15 protein-coding genes and 2 riboswitches are annotated in these 19,647 nt (G+C 56.8%); of the genes, 11 read left to right on the top strand and 4 right to left on the bottom strand.

What is annotated here, in order from left to right:
- The 3 genes from BG52_RS05975 to BG52_RS05965 all read left to right on the top strand — a co-directional run.
- On the top strand, positions 1–1,293 hold a 1,293-nt coding region (locus tag BG52_RS05975), incomplete at its 5' end, for a leucyl aminopeptidase (RefSeq protein ID WP_081793627.1).
- 32 nt (positions 1,294–1,325) lie between these two features.
- Positions 1,326–2,645, top strand: a complete 1,320-nt coding sequence (locus tag BG52_RS05970) for an MFS transporter (RefSeq protein WP_144340745.1) — start codon at positions 1,326–1,328, stop codon at positions 2,643–2,645.
- Entirely contained in the window at positions 2,642–3,244 is a 603-nt protein-coding gene (locus BG52_RS05965) for a sulfite oxidase-like oxidoreductase (RefSeq protein ID WP_036583567.1), read from the top strand. Before BG52_RS05970 ends, BG52_RS05965 begins: the two co-directional genes overlap by 4 nt.
- 135 nt (positions 3,245–3,379) lie before the next feature.
- On the opposite strand, the gene BG52_RS05960 is transcribed toward BG52_RS05965, so the two are convergent.
- Both BG52_RS05960 and BG52_RS05955 read right to left on the bottom strand, forming a co-directional pair.
- Positions 3,380–5,356: a glycoside hydrolase family 127 protein gene (locus BG52_RS05960; RefSeq protein ID WP_036583565.1), complete on the bottom strand. Its 1,977-nt coding sequence runs from the start codon at positions 5,354–5,356 to the stop codon at positions 3,380–3,382.
- A 24-nt stretch (positions 5,357–5,380) separates the two neighbouring features.
- Complete coding sequence (locus BG52_RS05955; RefSeq protein ID WP_223298928.1) at positions 5,381–6,340, bottom strand: carbohydrate ABC transporter permease; 960 nt, start codon at positions 6,338–6,340, stop codon at positions 5,381–5,383.
- A 136-nt stretch (positions 6,341–6,476) separates the two neighbouring features.
- Between BG52_RS05955 and BG52_RS05950 the strand changes: the two genes are divergently transcribed.
- Both BG52_RS05950 and BG52_RS05945 read left to right on the top strand, forming a co-directional pair.
- On the top strand, positions 6,477–7,367 hold the full coding sequence (locus BG52_RS05950) for a helix-turn-helix domain-containing protein (protein ID WP_036583563.1): 891 nt from the start codon (positions 6,477–6,479) through the stop codon (positions 7,365–7,367).
- Positions 7,368–7,875: 508 nt separating this feature from the next.
- Positions 7,876–9,012, top strand: coding sequence for an NADH-dependent flavin oxidoreductase (locus BG52_RS05945; RefSeq protein ID WP_036583713.1), 1,137 nt, complete (start codon positions 7,876–7,878; stop codon positions 9,010–9,012).
- Positions 9,013–9,067: 55 nt separating this feature from the next.
- Here BG52_RS05945 and BG52_RS05940 read toward each other — a convergent pair whose 3' ends face one another.
- Positions 9,068–9,358, bottom strand: coding sequence for a hypothetical protein (locus tag BG52_RS05940; protein WP_036583559.1), 291 nt, complete (start codon positions 9,356–9,358; stop codon positions 9,068–9,070).
- A gap of 286 nt (positions 9,359–9,644) precedes the next feature.
- Positions 9,645–9,733: riboswitch (cyclic di-GMP riboswitch) on the top strand.
- 82 nt (positions 9,734–9,815) lie between these two features.
- Between BG52_RS05940 and BG52_RS05935 the strand changes: the two genes are divergently transcribed.
- Entirely contained in the window at positions 9,816–11,531 is a 1,716-nt protein-coding gene (locus tag BG52_RS05935) for a methyl-accepting chemotaxis protein (RefSeq protein ID WP_036583557.1), read from the top strand.
- A 754-nt stretch (positions 11,532–12,285) separates the two neighbouring features.
- Here BG52_RS05935 and BG52_RS14815 read toward each other — a convergent pair.
- The gene (locus tag BG52_RS14815; protein WP_051587815.1) at positions 12,286–15,216 is read right to left on the bottom strand and encodes an EAL domain-containing protein; all 2,931 of its coding nucleotides are present in this window, start codon (positions 15,214–15,216) and stop codon (positions 12,286–12,288) included.
- Positions 15,217–15,283: 67 nt separating this feature from the next.
- A riboswitch (cyclic di-GMP riboswitch) is annotated at positions 15,284–15,370 on the bottom strand.
- Positions 15,371–15,551: 181 nt separating this feature from the next.
- Between BG52_RS14815 and phnD the strand changes: the two genes are divergently transcribed.
- From phnD to BG52_RS05905, 5 genes are all read left to right on the top strand, one after another.
- On the top strand, positions 15,552–16,493 hold the full coding sequence (gene phnD / locus BG52_RS05925; RefSeq protein WP_036583554.1) for a phosphate/phosphite/phosphonate ABC transporter substrate-binding protein: 942 nt from the start codon (positions 15,552–15,554) through the stop codon (positions 16,491–16,493).
- Between the two features lie 5 nt (positions 16,494–16,498).
- A complete protein-coding gene (gene phnE / locus BG52_RS05920; RefSeq protein WP_036583552.1) occupies positions 16,499–17,245 on the top strand; it encodes a phosphonate ABC transporter, permease protein PhnE in 747 nt (248 codons plus the stop codon).
- Position 17,246: 1 nt separating this feature from the next.
- The gene (gene phnC, locus BG52_RS05915) at positions 17,247–18,050 is read left to right on the top strand and encodes a phosphonate ABC transporter ATP-binding protein (RefSeq protein ID WP_144340744.1); all 804 of its coding nucleotides are present in this window, start codon (positions 17,247–17,249) and stop codon (positions 18,048–18,050) included.
- Entirely contained in the window at positions 18,043–19,098 is a 1,056-nt protein-coding gene (selD, locus tag BG52_RS05910) for a selenide, water dikinase SelD (protein ID WP_036583550.1), read from the top strand. Before phnC ends, selD begins: the two co-directional genes overlap by 8 nt.
- Positions 19,099–19,145: 47 nt before the next feature.
- Positions 19,146–19,647, top strand: a 502-nt coding sequence (locus BG52_RS05905) for a rhodanese-like domain-containing protein (RefSeq protein ID WP_036666969.1), incomplete at its 3' end; no start/stop codon positions are given.

The raw sequence follows: 19,647 nt of genomic DNA, 5'->3' as shown, positions 1-19,647 counted from the left end.
GGCAGCCATACGGCGGAGACGCTGCGTAAAGCCGGCGCGGCGGCCGCCCGCGCCGTGAGAAAGCTGAAGGCGGGCAGCATGGCCGTATTGGTTGACGGTTACGTATTTGCCGGCATCCCGGAATGCAGGACGGCGCAAGCCGCGCAAGCATTGACGGAAGGGCTGCTGCTCGGCCTCCATTCCCGCAAGGCGAACAGGAAGGAAACGGCGGAGGAGACCGAGATAGCCGTCACCTTCGCGGTTCCGGATACGGAAGGCAGCGGTCTGCCGTCCGCAACGTTATCCGAGTGGGAGAAAGGGATGCGGCGCGGGGTCGTATTCGGGCAAGCGACGTGCTTCGCGCGGGACCTGACCAACCTGCCCGGCAACATGCTGACGCCGGAGATGCTGGCGATGGAAGCGGAGCAGCTTGCGAACGGCTTAGGGCTCGATATCGAGGTGATGGATGAGTGGACGGCAGCCGAGCAGGGGATGGGCGGGCTGCTCGGCGTCGGGCAAGGCAGTGTCAATCCGCCGCGGATGATCGTGGTCCATTATGAAGGCGCGCCGGACGATCAAGAGAAAATCGGATTGATCGGCAAAGGGATCACGTTCGATACGGGCGGCATTTCGCTGAAGCGGGCGGACGGCATGGAGGAAATGATTTCAGATATGGGCGGCGCGGCTGCGGTGCTCGGCGCGATGCGGATCATCGCCGAGCTGAAGCCTAAGGTCAATGTCGTGGCCGTTGTTCCCGCAGCGGAAAATATGCCCTCCGACCGGGCCATCAAGCCGGGCGACGTGTTGACTACGATGAGCGGACGCACGGTCGAGGTCGTGAATACGGATGCGGAAGGCCGCCTCGTATTGGCGGACGGCTTGACCACGGCGATCCGGCGCGGTGCGACCCGGCTGATCGACGTCGCTACCTTGACAGGCGCCGTTATGGTCGCATTGGGGAACGTCGCAACAGGCGCCGTTACGAACGACGACACCCTGATGCAGGAGGTCGTACTTGCCGGGCAGGTGACCGGCGAGCGCATCTGGCCGCTGCCGTCGTTCCCGGAATACAACAAGCTGATCGAAAGCGATGCGGCCGACCTGAAAAACAGCGGCGGACGGCATGGCGGGACCATTACCGGCGGGCTGTTCATTGGCGCTTTTAACGAGTCGCTGCCTTGGGTTCATCTGGACATCGGGGGCACGGCGTGGCTGGATAAGGAAAGAGGCTGGGAAGCGAAGGGCGCGACCGGCGTGATGACGCGAACACTGGCGGAATTCGTGCTGCGCCAGGACATCAACCCCGGCACTTGATAGCATTACCGATACCGTGAGGAGAACATCGTATGGTTTTCGTGCAACACTTCAAACGGTCCCGCTCCAGGAAAGGCGCCGGTTCCGAACAGCGCAAAGCGCTTCGGCTCGCCGTCTGGGAAGGCATTCCGGCGACGCTGGTCGGCAACATGCTAGGTGGGCCGATTCTAACCGCTTATTTATTGTTCCTGGGCGCAACGTCTCAGCAGATCGGCCTGGTGCTCGCCATTCCGCCGCTCGCCAATATCGTCCAGATCGCCGCTGCCTTCCTGATGCAGCGGATGGAAAATCGCAAGTTCTGGATGGCGCTGCTGGGCACCCTCCACCGTTCGACATGGGTAGCGACCGGGGCGATTCCGTTTCTGATGCCCGACCGGCTGCAGGTGCCGGTCTTTATCGCACTGTTTCTGTTCTCTTTCCTTAACGCTTCCGTTGGAGGAGTTGTCTGGTCCTCGATGATCTCGGACATGGTGCCTGCGCAAGTCCGGGGGCGGTATTTCGGAATCCGGAACACGATACATTTTGCCTTCGCCGGATTGAGCCTGCTCGTGGCCGGGCAGATTCTGGAATCGGCGCCTTCGGAGCGTTACGGCTTTGTAATCCTGTACGCGATCGCCGGCGCGGCGGCCGTGTGGAACGCGATCGAGATTTTCCGCTATCCGAACCCGCCGTTCGAGAAGTCCGCGGAGCCTGGAGGCATAGGTCAATTTTTCAAGCCGCTCAAGGACCGCGCGTTTATGATGGCAACCGCTTTTATCGCGCTGTTTATATTGCTCCTGAACATCGCCGTGCCGCTGTTCTCGTTCGTCATGCTTGAGCTGCTGCACATCAGCAAGTTCCAAGTGACCCTCGTAACCGCCGTGCAAATGATCGTGATGATGGTCAGCTACTATTATTGGGGCAATCTCAACGCGCGTTTCGAGACGATTACGCTGCTGCTCTGGAGTCTGCCGCTGCTGGCTTTATCCTGTGTGCTGTGGGTCGGGTTGGAGGCGCTGCCTGTCCTGCTCGTTCTGATCCTCGTGCACGTTGCGCTCGGCATAGGCCAGGGCGGCTACAATCTGCTGACGTTTAATTTTCTGATCGGCGATACGCCCAAGGCTGACCGGCCGATGTATATCGGCATTTTCGCCGGGGTGACGGGCCTCGCCGGCTTTATCGGCCCAATGGTGGGCGGCGCGCTGTATGAGCAGATCAAGGGCGGCGCGTTTTGGCTGCAAAGCTATGGGGTATCCTTGTTTACAGGCGCGGCTCTTCTGGTGCTGGCATTGGGAGTAGGGCCGTTCGTGCTTACCCGCTCGAAGAAACGCAAGGGCACGGGAAGCCAATCGAAGGAGGTTATTTCAGGATGAGTGACAGCGTTATCGAAAACCCTTTTAGCTCCCGTCCCGACCGGGTGCCGCCGGGGCAGCGGGTTACCGATGGGTTTCCGGTGCTCCACTATGGTGACGTCGTCTATTACAGGGATATGAGCAAATGGGATTTACGCATTTTCGGACTTGTCGAGGAGGAGGCGCGCATCTCGTATTCGGAGTTCATGGAGCTTCCGGTGCAGGCGTTCGCCAACGATATTCACTGCGTTACGACGTGGTCGAAGTTGGACAATGTCTGGGAGGGCGTGCCGGTTTCAGCGATCATGGATAAGGTGAAGCTGAAGTCGGAAGCCAAGTACGTCATGCTCCACGCCGAGCAGGGGTGGACGACGAACCTGCCGCTGGAAGATTTCCTGCGCGAGACGTCGTTCCTCGGCATCCGGCACAACGGTGAGTTGCTGACGCCGGAGCACGGCTATCCCGTCCGCATGGTCGTGCCGCATCTGTATTTCTGGAAAAGCGCCAAATGGCTCCGCGGCATCGAATTCATGGCTGCCGACAAGCCCGGCTTCTGGGAGCGGAACGGGTATCATATGTATGGAGATCCGTTCCGCGAGCAAAGGTATGACTTTGATTGATTAGCTGCATCATCCATGTTAAAATCCATAACCCCTAGCATGAGTTTACGATTTATGAGTAGGTTAAGCCCGAAAACCTAGACGTACCATGGCATCTGAGCATCGGAAATGTAATACCTATCGAGCCGACACCTTCTATCCGTTAGAACGAATCCAAACGGTCATTTCTCCGGGCGTCCGGTTGCTCCAGGCAAAGTACGGGATGGCCGTGATCGGCGCAGGCACCTTGCTCCAGCCGTGCGTCGCATAAAGCCGGTGCTTGTCTTCGGCCGGCACCTCGCTGCGCAAACCGCTGCCCGTCAGGATCGATACGCCGCCGAACTTGTGCTCGTCGAAGTGAACGTCGAATTTGGCGCCCTCCGGCAGGACGATATCCTGCAGGTTCGCGCCGTTGTCCTCCTCTTCGAGGCAGAAAACGACCGGACCGCGCTGCAGTGCCACTTTGCCGGCATTCTCCCGGACGTTCGGATGGGCGCGCACGAGCTCCACCGGCATATCCAGCGACAATTCGACCCGGTCGCCCGTTTCCCATGTCCGGCGGATTTTCACGTAGCCGCCTTCCTGATCCGCAACGTCGACATGCTGGCCGTTCACGCTGACAGAAGCGCCGTTGCACCAGCCGGGAATGCGGACCGCAATCGTGAACTCGGCGGGCTGCGGCACCTTTACGTCTAGTGAGACCTCGCCGTTCCACGGGTAATTCGACTGCTGGGTGACCTGCACCGCCTGGCCTTCGATATCCAGCTCGAGCTTGCTGCCGATATATAGGTGAACGTAAAGCTCGCGCTCCGCCGGGTTGGCGGAATAAATATATTGGCCGAGCGAGGCGATCAGACGCGCGATGTTCGGCGGGCAGCAAGCGCAGCCGAACCAGGGCTGGCGGGTCACCTTGACGGTCGACATGTCATGGCGGAAGTTCGCGGTCGACGGCCACACCTCCAGCGGATTCACATAGAAATAGCTCTTGCCGTCCAGCGAAATGCCACTCAGCACGCCGTTGTACAAAGCCAGCTCCATCACATCGGCGTATTCGCGCCGCTTCTCGATCTGAAGCATGCGCTGCGCCCAGAACATCAAGCCGATGGCCGCGCAGGTTTCCGTGTAGGCGCGGTCGTTCGGCAGGTCGAACGGAACGGTGAAGCGCTCCTCGTATTCGGAGGACCCGATGCCGCCGGTGACGTACATTTTGGTGCGGACCACGTCGTTCCACAGCTTCCGGCAAGCCTCCAGCAGGGCGGTGTCGCCGCCTTCCACCGCAAGATCGGCCATCGCGCTGTATAAGTACACGGCGCGGACGGCGTGGCCTTCGGCCGTCGTTTGCTCCCGAACGGGAAGATGCGCCTGGAAATAGTCGTATTCGCGCTTTTTGTTTTTTCTGCCCGCAGGCGGCCGCTCGTTCCGCTCGGCCGCTTCAAGGTCGAAGAAATGCGGCTGCTGACCGCGTTCCTCCACAAAAAATTGGCTGAGCTCCAGATATTTGCGTTCGCCGGTTGCCTGATACAGCTTCACGAGCGCCAGTTCGACTTCGGGATGGCCGTCGTAGCCGCGTTTCTGGCCGGGCTCGCCGCCGAAGACGGTTCCGATATAATCCGCATACCGGCTCATAATATCGAGAAACTTGCGCTTGCCGGTCGCTTCGAAATAAGCCACGGCGGCCTCCATCAAATGCCCGGCGCAGTAGAGCTCATGATTGTCCCGCAGGTTCGACCAGCGCTTGCCTGGCTCCTTGACCGTATAATAGGTGTTCAGATATCCGTCCGGCTGCTGCGCGCGCTCGAGCAGGTCGATCACTTCATCCGCAATTTGTTCGAGCTGCGGGTCGCGGCGCCGGCAGAGGACGAAGCCGACCGTCTCCAGCCATTTGCCCAGATCGCTGTCCTGGAACACCATGCCGTAATAGTCGCCTTCGGCTTCCCCTGCGGCGAGACGGAAATTCTCGATCGTATGGCTCGGCTCCGCGCCGGGGATTTCGTCGTTCAGCGCCTGCCATTGATACGGAACGACCGTCTCAATAACATTTTTCTCGCGGGAGGACCAGAAGGCGTCCTGAATCGATACCTGCTTCAGTGCTACGGCTTTCAGCGGCTGTGTGCGCTTCTCCAATTTGCTCATGTTCACTTGTCCTTTCGTCTCATGTTATTCGCCCTTCAAACCGGAGAGCGTGACACCTTTGATGAAGAAGTCCTGCGCGAGCAGAAATATAACGATAAGCGGGGCAATGGACAATACGGTGCTTGCCATCAGCACGGGCCAATCGGTCCCGTACAGGCCCTGCATGGAAGCGAGTCCCAGGGGAAGCGTCATTTTTGCCTGCGTGTTGATGTAAATGAGCGGCGCCAGAAATTCATTCCACATACCCATGAATACGAACACGCCGAGCGTGGCCATAGCCGGCTTGGAGAGGGGCACGAACACCCGCCAATAGACGCCGAACGGCGAGCAGCCGTCGATTTTGGCAGCCTCCTCCAGCGAACCGGGAATGGTGAGGAAAAACTGGCGCAGCAGGAATGTGCCGAAGGCCGATACCAGCGCCGGAAGAATGAGCGACCAATGCGTGTCAATCAGATTGTAATTGCGCATGATGATGAAGTTCGGAATGAGCGTCACCTGCGCGGGAATCATCATCGTGGCGAGATAGCAGCCGAACAGCAGATCGCGGTACTTGAAGCGGAGGCGGGCAAAAACGTAGCCGGCCATCGAGCTCGTAAGCAGCTGCGCGATCACGACGATCACGGTGATTTTCAGACTGTTCAGGAAGTACGTATCGAACGGAAACCGGTCGGAAATGCGCAAGTAATTTTCCCACATGATTTTCTCGCCCAGAAGCCGGGGAGGGAAAACGAACACCTCGCTGAGCTGCTTCAATGAGGTGCTGATCGTCCAGATGAACGGGATGATCATGGTGATGGCCCCGAGCATCAGGATAACATGTGCGGTGACGCATCTCCGGCACCGCTTGTCCCGCCGCCGCTTGAGCATGCCGATACGACCAAGGTACAAATCAGAAGAAACAGTAACGTCTTCGTCTTTTTTACCATACAGACCCTCCTCGTAGTAGAATGAAGCTGTCAGTTTGTCTCGGGTGTGATCAACCATTTGCAAACGCTTGCAAAAATAATCATAACATCCCGAAATGGGGATGTAAGTAGTCCCGAACCAATATAAGGTGGACAAAAGTGACCAATAAATCTAGCGGATGTTCGAATAGTCTTGATGAAACGGAGGGGCGGCCGTGCAATATTTGCGAGCGAATATCGAGAAGCCGATCGAGTTTTTGTCCTGCGGGCAATTTTATTCGGATGTGCCGTGGACGCACAGCAAACGCAGCGTGGATTCGTTCGAAATCATCATTGGCATCGAGAAATGCCTGTATATTTCACAGGGTGAGGAGAAATATGAGGTCAGGTCGGGAGACGTGCTCGTGCTGCTTCCGGGGGTGACCCATGAAGGGTACCGGCCGTGCGAGGAGGGCGTGTCCTTTTTCTGGTTTCACTTTCTCGTGAGCGATACGTACGGCATCCTGGATGAAGAGGGGCTGGATAAGGAGCTGGCCGCATTGAAAGAGCCGGATTCGCCGAAGCGCTGCTCGGATGTGTATTTGCCCGTGTTTTACGCCCCGGCAGGCATCGAGCGTGCGAATATTCTTTTTCAGCAGCTGCAGCATATCGGAATGTCCAACTATTATACGCGGCAAGCCGCTCATTACATCGCGACCCTGCTGCTGATCGAGCTGTCGGATCAGATGATCGGCGATTATCAGAACTCGCCCGGCAAGCCGCAGGGTGATCGGAATATCGCGGAGATCATCGAATGGGTCCGCATCCATGCCCTGACCGACATTTCGGCATCGGATGTGGCGGAGCATTTTACGTACAACCGGAATTATCTTTCGCGGTTTTTCAAGCAGAAAACGGGCTTTAATCTGCAGGAATACATCAACCTGATGAAAATATCGAAAGCGAAGGAAATGCTGACGAGAGGGACCAGAAGCATCCGGGATATCGCGGAGGGGGTCGGCATCCACGATGAGAAGTATTTTATGCGGCTGTTCAAGAAATACGAAAGCATGACGCCTACCGAATACCGCAAAGCGTTCTATCGGATTCATCTGAATAATCACTAGCGATGCGTGGCGGGAAGTGGATGGTCAGGTGGATAAAATGTACGATATGGTGGAAGATTGTTCAAAGCTTGGTCGGACAGGGGGCGGGGGAGCGGGGAGTGAACGGAAGCTCGTACAACGAAAATCAGACTGCCGCCCCCTTTTGTTCGCTATCCTTGGCGATCGGGCTGTTATATTGGCTGAGTGGGGGGGCCAGTCGACTCTTTTGTCGTGTTTCTCTCTACTAGGACTGAATTACGGGATTTCCTCCATCTAATTTGATTCAGCCTTGCGAGAGAATGATATAACAGGACCCCCCCTAATACCAGCTTGACAAGATAAACTGTAACTACTATTATTGCAGTATGTTGTCGAAAAGGACGGCGAGCCGGACGCGGCGGAGCGTCCATTTTTTACGACATAAATGTATCAAAACAGGTTACAGTTTTTGGCTGGTTAATAGGGTGACTGCAGGTAATAATAATGCGGGATTGCCGAACAACAAGGAAATCGGAGAGTGATGAAGCGAATGAATGCCAACTATCAACCATTATTCAATCCAATGACCCTGGGCGGAAACGTTCAGCTCAGAAACCGGATCGTCATGGCGCCGATGACCAATTTCTCCTCCAATGAGGACGGTACGGTAACGGATGCCGAGGTGGACTACTATGTACGCAGGTCCGGCGGAGTCGCTATGGTCATTACCGCGTGTACGTATGTAACCCGCAACGGCAAAGGATTTCCCGGCGAGTTCGGCGCGGACCGCGACGAAATGATTCCAAGTCTGGCACGATTGGCGTCCGCCATCAAGGATAGAGGAGCGAAGGCCGTTCTGCAAATTTTTCACGGAGGCGGCGAGTGTCCGCCGGACCTGGTTCCGGATGGCGATGTGGTGAGCGCAAGCGCGGTGTTGTCGGAGCAACACGACCGCGCCGTTCCACGACCGCTTGCCGATGCGGAAATCGAGTCGATTATCCGCGACTTCGGCGAAGCGACGAGGCGGGCAATTGAAGCGGGCTATGATGGCGTTGAGATACACGGCGCGAACGGCTACCTGATTCAACAGTTTTTCTCTCCGCATTCGAACCGGAGGGATGACCGGTGGGGAGGGGATCTGGAGCGGCGTCTGGCCTTCCCGCTTGCTGTAGTGGATGAAGTGAAGCGCGTTGCGGCAGAGCATGCGAACCGGCCGTTTCTGATTGGCTACCGGTTTTCTCCGGAGGAACAGGAAACGCCGGGCATCACGATGGACGATACGTTAAGATTGGTTGACGCGCTGGCCGAGCAGCAGCTCGATTATTTGCATGTTTCCCTCATGGAATTCTGGTCGAAGCCAAGACGAGGGGCAGACGACAGCAAAACCCGCATTCAATGGATCCGGGAACGCATCGCCGGTAGAGTACCGCTCATCGGCGTCGGTTCGATCCATACCGCGCAGGAAGCCTTGGAGGCACTGCAGTCCGGAGTGGAGCTGATCGCGCTTGGTCGCGAGATCATTGTGGAGCCCGATTGGGTCGAGAAAGTGTGGAACGGGCAAGAGGCGGATATCAGAACCACATTAAGCGCTGAGGATCAGCATCGTCTGGTCGTGCCCGATCCGTTATGGCAAGCCATCATGCATACGCCGGGATGGTTTCCGGTCGTCGCTGCGCAATCGCGCTAATTACGCTGGACAGCCAATAACCACGCCACTGCGGCGTGGTTATTTGCTCGTGTTGCTACACTTGAACAAGCTGTTTAACGGCAGCGTTGTAGGCGGAGCGGTTGTCCCACAAGAACGACGCGACGGCATCGCGATCTTCAAACATCATTTCATCCCCGTCTATGTAATCTTCTCCGCGCCCATGAAGGCTGAATTGACCGTCTCCATAGCGCATCAGGGTCCACTGGCCGCCGCGTTTGCGGTCCTCAAAAACAAGGTAGTGCTTCTCGCGCTCTTCATCCCAATTCGCAATCCCGGGAAAGCTGTCCAAGATCAGTTCGATGTCTGATTTTTTTTTGATTTGCATAGTTCTTCTCCTATTCTTTTTGTACAACGATATACGAGAATCGCTGAAAAGGTTGTCAAACTGTGGTGCGTAAAAGAGTTTTTTTTGTCGAGAAGCGAGGCTGTGGGCTACTTTTGTTACCCGAACCGAATGCGGCCAAACCAGTTGTCCTGCGCGCGATGCCGACTCGCTGCAGGCGGAGGTTGCAAGCGAATGGTGATTGTTTTTTTGGTTCAGTTGGACTATACTGGAAGTCTGCATTGTTAGCATTGGCGGCGGAAGCCGCAGGTCATACGACTACCTATCGCACAGGTAAAGGCACACCTGCCGAAAGGAAGGGCCGCAAAGCTATAGGGGCTAACACGCGGTGAAGCGTTATGCCAGCCAGCTGCCGAAAAGAGACCGCAGGCCTCCTTTTTCGGGAGGCTTTTCTGTGTGGTAAGACGACAATTGGAGTGTGTGCACGATGAGGTGGAGCATGAAGCACAAGTTACCGGCAAGCGTTAAAGTGAAGTTGAACATCAGCAAAAAGCTTAACGGCAGCTTCGGAATCGTCGTTCTGCTGCTGCTGGCCGGAAGCGCCGCGGCGTTAATCTCGCTATCGCGGCTGACGGCATCCTATGATGATCTGTTGCAGCGAAGAGCGGCGATCCTGTCGGAAATGAAAACGATTCAGGCGCAAGCGATCCAGCAAAACAACAGTGTAAAGGATTACTTGCTGACCGGGGACGAGGAAGCGAAGCAGCAGGTTTTCGACTCCAACGCCATAGTCGCGGATAAAATACAGGCTGCGCAGGGCATGGTCAGACTTGAGGAACGTAAGAAGCGGTTGGCCATATTGGCTGATTTGAATAAGGCATATCTGGCGCAAAGCGCGGAAGTTTTCGGGATGCCCTCGCTGTTGAACGCGAAATCCGCTGCGTATTCGGATCTTTTTCCGCTGGGCAGAGAGATGTCGGCGATTGCGGATAAGCTCGCCTCCGACCAGCAGCAGCTGATGGATGAAGGCTTATCCGAGAACCGGACGCTTGTGAAAGCAATCAATGCGACAATTCTGGCGGTTAGCATCATCTCCGTGGTCGCGGCGGCTATGCTGGGCATCCTGATCGCACGTCATCTGTCCAAGCCGATCGGCCGGCTGACCTCGCTGGCCAAGCGCATCGCCGATGGCGATTTGAGGAAGTCCGATATCGTCATCCGCAACCGTGACGAGATCGGGGAATTGGCGGTTTCTTTTGAGGGGATGCGGTCGCAGCTGCATGACCTTATTTATCAGTTGCAGGCTTCGGTCGAACAGGTTGCGGCCAGCTCCGAGGAGCTGACGGCAAGCGCTGAGCAAACATCCGGCGCGGCGCGCCAGATTGCGGGCTCGATTGAGGCCGTGTCGACCGGAACGGATACCCAGACGAGAAGCACCGAGGAATGCGTAAGATCAATGAATGAAATTACGGTCGGCATCCAGCGGATCGCTGAGTCGGCGGGCCAGGTGGCGGATATTGCCGGGGAGACGATGGGGCATGTGGAGAACGGCTACGACTCCATGCAGCGGACCGTTGAACAAATGGACGGCATCCAGCGGACCGTTCAGCTGTCGGCCGGGCAGGTCGACGAGCTTGGACGCCAGGCGGGAGAGATTGGCCAGATCGTCCGATTGATTGCGGAAATATCCGAGCAAACCAATCTTCTGGCGCTCAACGCATCGATTGAGGCCGCCCGCGCTGGCGAGCATGGCAGAGGGTTTGCGGTAGTCGCCGGCGAGGTGAAGAAGCTGGCGTCGATGACCCAGGAATCGACCGGCAAGGTATCCTTGCTGATTGGACAAATTCAAGGCAGCACGACCGATATCGTCAGCTCGATCCGGACCAGCCTGCATGAGGTGAATAACGGGCGGGAGCTGCTTATGCAAACCGGCGACACCTTCAAGCTGATCAGAGATGCCATGCATACGACATCCGCGCAAATCGAGGATGTATCGGCCGCTTCCGAGCAGGTGTCCGCCGGTTCGGAGCAAATCCTCGCAACGATCGAAGAGGTTGCGCGCGTGTCGACGGCCAACCTCGAGATGGCGCGGCAGGTAGCGGCGGCCGCTGAGGAGCAGATGGCCTCCATGGCAGAGACGGCGGCCTCGGCGCTCGCCCTGACGGAGCTGTCGGAGACGCTGCAGGAGAAAACCAGGAAGTTTGTGATGGATTAACACGGATGATGAGCAGATACATCCATCTCCCGGACATGTGCGGCGTAGCCTTTGATCTCAATCAGTATTTTCACGAAACCCGGCAGCCAGGCAAAGTCTGTCAAAATACGATCTTCCCCGCCAATCGGGCACTGTTCTCCTGACCTGCTCGCTAGATGATGCTGAATAAATGACGCATGCGCTTGTTCAAATGTTATTTTGTTTCACCCTCTGCGAAAAATAAGAAAACGCCCCTCGCCGCTCGTCTGAACCGTGACCCGCATGGGATCACAATTCGGAGTAGAAAGGGACGTTCTTCGTCGTTTTTATCCATATTATAGTATAATGATTGGGAAAATGCCAGGTATTTGATGCGAAAATACAGCTATAAATCTAAATATAGCAGTGGGCAAGACCTAAATAAGTAAGGCTCAAAGGCGCCCCAGCGACGAAGCGCCTCGGCGATGTGTCCCCGGCGATGTGTCCCCGGCGATGTGTCCCCGGCGATGTGCCCCGGCGAAGCGCCGCGGCAAGTCGCTATGCAACAGGAATTTCTCTCGGTATTTTAATCAAGGTCGCCTATGGTTTTCCTGTTTGTGCTGATAAGACGTCGCGGACCAACCCGCCGCGCTCCCCCCCGGCTTGCGTGGCAGTACGGCGAGGCCTCCCCGTTATTCATCCAGATCGGAAACGATCCGTAGCATCACGATAGATTTGCCGGATGAACGCCGAGATCGCCCGGAGCCGTTGTTCCTTGTATAAAAGCCCAGCCCGGTTACGCCGAGCTCGTATGCCAATCCTTGGCGGTGAAAAGCTTTTCGATGTGCTCGGCCGGAAGCGGCCGGCTAACCAGATAGCCCTGGATTTCATCGCATTTCATTTCGTGCAGCAGTTGGGCCTGCACATCCGTTTCCACTCCCTCCGCTATGACGATCATGCCGAGACTGTGCGCCATCGATATGATCGCGTTCACAATCGGCAAGTCATCCTCGGATTGAATATCCCGAATGAACGATTGATCGATTTTCAGATGATCGATCGGAAATTTCTTCAGATAGCTCAGCGAAGAATAGCCGGTGCCGAAGTCGTCCATGGCGATTTTGACACCCAGCTTTTTGAGCTTGTGCAGAATGCTTAAAGCATAGTCCATATTGTGCATGCTCAGGTTCTCGGTAATTTCCAGTTCCAGGTATTGCGGCTTCAGCCCGGTTTCCTTCAGAATTTGCGGTACGAGCTCAAGCAGGTTTTGCTCCCGGAGCTGGCGCACGGATAGATTCACCGATACGGCAAAAGGCGTGTAGCCGGCATTCTGCCAGGCTTTATTTTGGGCGCAGGCCGTACGCAATACCCATTCTCCGATCGGGTTGATCATGCCCGTTTCTTCGGCGACCGGTATGAACTCCGCAGGAGAAATCCAGCCCCGCTGCGGATGCCTCCAGCGAATCAGCGTCTCCAAACCTGTGAAGGAGTTTGTTCTCAGATTCATTTTCGGCTGGTAATGCAGCTCGAATTCGTCATGTTCCAACGCCTTATGCAGCATCGTATCGAGCACCATTTTATTGGAGGACGATGCGGACATTTCCGCTGTGAAAAAGTGATACATGTTTTTGCCCTTTTCCTTGGCGGCGTACATCGCCTGGTCGGCGCGTTTGATCAGTTCCTGCTGCTCCCGGCCGTCGTCGGGATACAGGCTGATGCCGATGCTTGGCGTAATGAACATTTCATGACCGTCCTGATCGAACGGCAGGATGAACGCGTCGAGTATTTTTTGCGCGGCAAGGGTCATTTGCTCACGGTTCGTCTGCGGGATTACGGCCGTGAATTCATCGCCGCCCATGCGGGAAAGAATGTCCTTCGGCCCGATGCAGCTTTGCAGCCGCAAAGCGACTTGCTGTAATAGTCGGTCGCCCTGTCGGTGGCCGAGCGTATCGTTCACCACTTTAAACCGGTCCAGATCGATGAAAAGGACGGCCGATCGGTAGTTTTCCCGGCTTGACTGTTCCAGCACGTGCTCCAGCTCCTGATTGAACAAAACTCGGTTAGGCAGGCCGGTCAAGCTGTCGTAATAAGCGAGATGCCGAATTTCGGCGAACATTGTTTTGAGCTTTTCCGACATGCTCTTGAAGTTGGCGGTCAGTACGGAAATTTCGTGGAACAAGGTTTCAGGCCAATTAAAAGGCTTGTTATCGGCAATTTTGCCGGGCAGATCGGTCGTCGCATCCGCCAGACCGGAGATCGGACGTATGATGAGCCGGCTGAGCAGGATCGCCGCGGCGATCGCAATCAGTCCGAACAGCAGCAGAACGCTCAGGATTTTTATATAAGAGCTGTACAGGGCGTCCCGATAAGGCGCTACCTTGGATTCGACCACAATGGTCCAATCCCGGCTCCCGTCAGCCGACAAGTCGATAAGCTTGACGTAACCTGATTTCCCCCAGAGGGTCATCGGGTTTTTGACGTTATCCGGGAACCATTGGTAGAGGCCGTCGGCTAATTCGTATATGTCTCCGCCTTGCTTCCAATCATAAGGCTGCATGGCGTGAAGGCCGTTGCGCGTGCTTGCGATGACCTGCCGGTTGCGGTCGACGATCGTAATGTCCATCCGGTCATTTTGGGTGAGTGTTTCGATTCGGTTTTTGATGTAGCGAAGATTCAATGCGCCGGATACGATGCCCTTGAAACGGCCGCCGTCGACGATCGGAGCTGTAATACTGACGATCGGTTCGGAAACGCCGCCCCTTCCCCAAAAAACGTCGGTTATGACGGGCCGGAGGCTGCTTTTGGACTGTTTAAAGTAAGATCGGTCGGCATAATTCAAACCCAAATTTGACAGGCCCTCCTCGTTCTGAATAGGATCGAAAGCGATGGTCGTGCCTGCAGCGTCGGCAATATAGATATTGCGAAAATCAGGAAACACCCGCTTCAGATTGGCGGTAAGTTTCTGCAGCAAGGCCCGGTCGTTCGATTGTTCCCCGGAAGCTATCACCGCTAATTGTTCGATGGCCTGCAGATGGGTTATTCTCCAGCCGACGATATCGTTGCGGATGATTTCGGATTGGCGTTCGATCGTATCCCGAATCTCCCGGTCGGTCTTATGATACTCCTGCCATCCGAATATGACGGTAACGACCAGCAGCGGAAAAATAATTAAACCGGTGAAGATCATAAAAAGAATGTCGTAAAAATGGCGCTTCGATTTTCTGGCTTGCGCACCCGGCCAAGCGGGTGAAGGGAAATAAGTGTACAGAAGGGTTGCCATCCATGCATTGAATATGCCGTTGACTGCGTCCTTCAGAATGACCAATATCGTCGCCGTCGTATTCATGTCCATCCTGACATGGTAGCCGAACCAGATCAAAGGCGTGCCGAGAATCATCCAGTACAGCGCGGTCAAGAGAATGCTATTGCCAATCTTCCCTCGGTAAAAAGCACCGATAAATACCGTTTCCAGAATGAAAGCAATCATGCCGTAAGGATGATTCCATAGAAAAATGGTTACGCTGCTTGCCAGAATGGATGCGATTAACCCCCATTTGAATCCGTATAGTCTTAAAATCAACAGGACGAAAACGCTGCCGAACAGCAGGTCCACGCCAAAAAACAACGAAACCTTAACAGCATTTCCGATACACGCCAGCGCAATCAACAGGATCAGATAACCAACGGAAGTGAAGGATGCAGATGGGTTTTTGCCTTTAATAAACATAACGACCCCGCTTTGGTATAAATGATGATACACACAAAAAAAACACAACCGAAAGGATGTGTTCTCTGCATGCAGCCCAGCCATCATCGCCGAATCGGCGGAAGACCTGTGGTTTTGCGTCCCCGCCTTTCGGACGAGTTTGCCATAGGTATATAGTTATAACCTATCATAATAGAATATGTCGTAATTTGTCAAAAACATATTTTCATCTGTCCGAACCCTGACAGCTGTGCCGAGGTGGAGTACGGTATGCGGCGTTTTCTTTTTTTTCGGTCGAAACTGTGTTAATCTCAATTATTGAACTGAATGATAACTTGACAGGGGGAGAGGCCGGAATGTTCCGAAAACGACAATCCTTTTCGGTATTAACATGTCTGCTGATCTTGGGCCTGCTCGTGACGGCTTGCGGCAATGCGAATAAGCCGGAACCGGGCACGGCAGCGAATCGGACAGGGGACAACGCGCAGCGGCAGGAGGAAATCCTGATCGGCGTCATTCCCGCGCAGGGAAGCAATGAAATGAAGCTGGGGGCGGACAAGCTGGCAGCCATATTGGCGGAGAAGCTTGGCAGGAAGGCGAGGGCGGAAGTATATCCGGATTACAACGGCGTTGTGGAAGCAATGGGCGCCGGCAAGGTGCAAATGGCCTATCTTGGGCCGCTGACGTATGTGGAGGCACATGAGCGCTACGGCGTTCAAGCGGTCGTCACGCAGCTTATCGAAGGAAAGCCTTACTATTATTCTTATCTCATCGCGCCTGCGGACTCCCCCTACGCCTCAATCGAGGATGTGGTGGCGCAATCCGGCGACATCCGGTTCGCATTCGGGGATATCAACTCGACGTCCGGCAGTCTGATCCCGGGCATTGCGCTTAAGAAGGCGGACGTCTTCAAGTCCCAACAGGAACACAAATTCAAAAGCGTTACTTATACGGGCGACCATACGGCTACGGCGCTTGCGGTGCAGAACGGGCAGCAGGATGTGGGGGCGATTGACAGCGCCTATTACAATAGTTTAGTGAAGCAGGGCAAAGTGGACGGAAGGAAGATCAAGACGATTTGGCAGTCGGAGGCGCTTTTCCAATATCCGTGGGCCGTGGTGGACACCTTCTCCGATGAAGAGATTGCAACCATCCGGGAAGCGATGAAGGGAATAACGGATCCCGACATTCTCAGCGCGTTCGGCGGCGCCAGCGGCTTCACGGAAGCGAGCGACGAGGACTATGCGGCAATCCGGCAAGCGGCCATAGAGGACGGGCGTTTGAAGCCTGGGCAGTAACGGCGATGAAAAAAATGGTTGTCGCGGCGGCGGTGGTTGTCCTGCTTTGGTGGTCGGGATCGGGAGTCGGCATGACGCCTTCTTCCTTCCGCGACCTGGGCAACACCGTACGCTTTATCGCCGATCACTGGTTTCCCGTTGATGCGTCCGACTGGCGGATCGCGCTCGAAGCGATGCGGGGCACGCTGGAAATCGCCGTGTTCAGCACGCTTGCCGCGCTCGTCATCGCCGTGCCGGGAAGTTTTTTCGCCGCCCGGAATTGGGCGCCGGCGCGCTGGATTTACGACGCTACCCGCGCCTTGTTCAATTTTACGCGCTCGATACCCGAGCTTGTGCTGGCGCTTGTGTTCATACCGACCCTGGGCCTCGGACCGATGCCCGCAGTCATGGGTCTTATTATCCACAACGTGGGCGTGTTCGGCAAACTGCTGTCCGAGGTGATCGAGGCGACCGACGAAGGGCCGCAGGACGCGGTCAAGGCCGTCGGTGGGACGAGGCTGCACGTCGCGCTGTACGGCATCGTTCCGCAGATGGCCCCGCTTGTGCTGTCCCACTATTTTTACCGGCTTGAGGTGGCGATCCGGACCAGCCTGATTCTCGGCATCGTGGGGGCGGGAGGCATCGGCCAAATGCTGTTTAATGATTTCAAAATGTTTGCCTATGAGAAGGTGACGTTCGAGGTTCTTCTCATCATGGCGATGGTAACGGGCGTCGACTACCTCGGCGCGCTGATCCGAAAGCGGGTGAAGTGAGCTGCTGAAGCTGAAGGCGATTAGCAAAACCTATAAGGGAGAGCTGAAGCCGGCGCTCGACCGGATTGATCTGCAGGTCGAGACGGGGCAGTTCGTGGCCGTGCTCGGCCGCAGCGGGGCCGGCAAATCGACGCTGGTCCGCTGCATCAATCGGCTGGTCGAGCCCGACGCCGGCGAGATCGTCTGGAACGGCCGCGCGATTACGGGGATGAACGCGCGGGAGCTGCGCGGCATCCGCGGCGAGATCGGCATGGTGTTCCAGCATTTCAATCTATTGCCGCGGCTTACCGTGCTGACGAACGTGGCCGCAGGCCGGTTCGCCGACATGCCTCGCTGGCGCAGCCTGACCGGCGCTTTCTCGAACGAGGACAAGGCGCGGGCGATGGCGGCGCTGCGCGAGGTCGGCCTTGAGGCATACGCCGGCAGACGCGTCGACGATTTAAGCGGCGGGCAGAAGCAGCGCGTCGCCATTGCGCGCGTCGTCATGCAGCAGCCCGCGCTGCTGCTCGGGGATGAGCCGATATCGAGCCTCGACGCGGTGACGGCCGCACGGATCATGACATTCATCGCCGGACTGTACCGGGAGCGGGGCGTGACCGTCGTGCTTAACCTGCACGATGTGGCGATGGCCCGCGCATATGCGACCCGCATTATCGGCCTGACAGACGGACGGATCACATTCGACGGTCCGCCGGACGAGCTGGGCGAGGCGGAGCTGCGCGCCATATATCCGCCTGACGAAGAGGATGGCGGCGAAACGATAACCGTTGAAGGAAAGAAAGGAAGGAATGAGGAAGATGTCTGAAACCGCGAAAATCAAATTGACCAGCCTGTCGAGCAAGGGGGGCTGCGGCTGCAAAATCGGGCCGGCCGATCTGGCGCAGGTGCTGCGCAGCCTGCCTCCGGCGGAGCCCAACCCGGATCTGCTCGTCGGGCTCGATACGAGCGACGACGCCGGCGTGTTTAAACTGAATGACGAGCTGGCCCTTGTGCAGACGGTCGATTTCTTCACGCCGATCGTCGACGATCCGTACGATTTCGGCCAGGTGGCCGCCGCGAATGCGATCAGCGATATTTACGCGATGGGCGGCAAACCGCTGACGGTGTTGAATATCGTCGCTTTTCCAATTCATACGCTCGACAAGCAGGTGCTGGCCGATATTTTGCGCGGCGCAGCCGATAAGGTGAAGGAGGCCGGCGCCACGCTCGTCGGCGGACATTCCATCGACGATAAAGAGCCGAAGTTTGGGCTGGCGGTAACCGGGCTGGTCCATCCGGCGAAGGTGCGGACGAATGCCGGCGCACAGCCGGGGGATAAGCTTATTCTCACCAAGCCGATCGGCGTCGGCATTCTCACGACCTCCATCAAGAAGGACCAATTGAGCGCGGAAGAGGTCGCGCAGGTGACGCGCGTCATGACCACGCTGAACAAGACGGCGGCCGAGACGATGGAGCCTTACGGGGTGCACGCCTGCACCGACGTCACCGGCTTCGGCCTGCTCGGGCACGCCTCGGAGATGGCCAAGGGCAGCAGAGCGGGCATTCGGCTCTCGAAGTCCAGGGTGCCGGTGCTGCCGCGGGTGCGCGAGCTGGCGGAAGCGGGCTTCGTGCCGGGCGGGACGAAGAACAACTACGCCCATCTGGAGGGCTCGGTCACGTTCGATGAGCGCATCGATCAGATCGATCAATGGATTCTGTGCGACGCGGTCACATCCGGCGGCTTGCTGATTTCCGTCGAACCGGCCGGAGCGGACGAGCTGCTCGGCAAGCTGCGGGAGGCGGGCGTCGACGCGCATATGATCGGCGAGGTTACCGCCGGGCAGCCCGGACACATTACCGTTGTGAACGAGTAGCCGTTAACAGGCAATCGCAGGACCACTTCAAAGGAGCTGTCAACGATATGTTTCAGGATATTACCGTGGAGGAGCTGCTCGAGCTTCAGCGCAAGGGAGAGGTTTCCCTGATCGACGTCCGTTCTCCGTCCGAGTTCGAGGAGGCAACGATTCCGGGCAGCATCAACATTCCGCTGTTCGACGATGAGGAGCGGGCCGCTGTTGGAACGCTGTACAAGCAGGAAAGCGTCGATGCGGCGAAGGATAAAGGGCTTGAGCTCGTCTCACGCAAGCTGCCGGATTTCGTGCGGGCGATCGGCGGGGCGGACGGTCCGCGCAAGGTCGTCTTCTGCTGGCGCGGCGGCATGCGAAGCCGGACGTCGGCGACGCTGGCTTCGCTGATGGGGCTGCGGATGCTGCGCCTCGCCGGCGGCTTCCGCGCTTACCGAAAGTGGGTCGTGGAAACGCTCGAAAGCTTCACCGCGCTGCCGCCATGCTATGTGATCAACGGCTATACCGGCTCGGGGAAGACGGAGCTGCTGGAGCGGCTGGCCGAGCGCGGGTATCCCG

Source organism: Paenibacillus darwinianus, assembly GCF_000598065.1.
GTDB classification, from domain to species: domain Bacteria; phylum Bacillota; class Bacilli; order Paenibacillales; family Paenibacillaceae; genus Paenibacillus_I; species Paenibacillus_I darwinianus.
Note: the sequence above shows the minus strand (reverse complement) of the source record. Positions and strands in the feature narration are given on the sequence as shown.

Bases quoted from the DNA above. Each gene is read 5' to 3' on its own strand.
- BG52_RS05940 (WP_036583559.1), bottom strand. From the start codon at position 9,358: ATGCAAATCAAAAAAAAATCAGACATCGAACTGATCTTGGACAGCTTT.
- BG52_RS05965 (WP_036583567.1), top strand. From the start codon at position 2,642: ATGAGTGACAGCGTTATCGAAAACCCTTTTAGCTCCCGTCCCGACCGG.
- BG52_RS05955 (WP_223298928.1), bottom strand. From the start codon at position 6,340: ATGGTTGATCACACCCGAGACAAACTGACAGCTTCATTCTACTACGAG.
- BG52_RS14815 (WP_051587815.1), bottom strand. From the start codon at position 15,216: ATGTTTATTAAAGGCAAAAACCCATCTGCATCCTTCACTTCCGTTGGT.
- BG52_RS05960 (WP_036583565.1), bottom strand. From the start codon at position 5,356: ATGAGCAAATTGGAGAAGCGCACACAGCCGCTGAAAGCCGTAGCACTG.
- phnD (WP_036583554.1), top strand. From the start codon at position 15,552: ATGTTCCGAAAACGACAATCCTTTTCGGTATTAACATGTCTGCTGATC.
- selD (WP_036583550.1), top strand. From the start codon at position 18,043: ATGTCTGAAACCGCGAAAATCAAATTGACCAGCCTGTCGAGCAAGGGG.
- phnE (WP_036583552.1), top strand. From the start codon at position 16,499: ATGAAAAAAATGGTTGTCGCGGCGGCGGTGGTTGTCCTGCTTTGGTGG.
- BG52_RS05935 (WP_036583557.1), top strand. From the start codon at position 9,816: ATGAAGCACAAGTTACCGGCAAGCGTTAAAGTGAAGTTGAACATCAGC.
- BG52_RS05945 (WP_036583713.1), top strand. From the start codon at position 7,876: ATGAATGCCAACTATCAACCATTATTCAATCCAATGACCCTGGGCGGA.
- BG52_RS05970 (WP_144340745.1), top strand. From the start codon at position 1,326: ATGGTTTTCGTGCAACACTTCAAACGGTCCCGCTCCAGGAAAGGCGCC.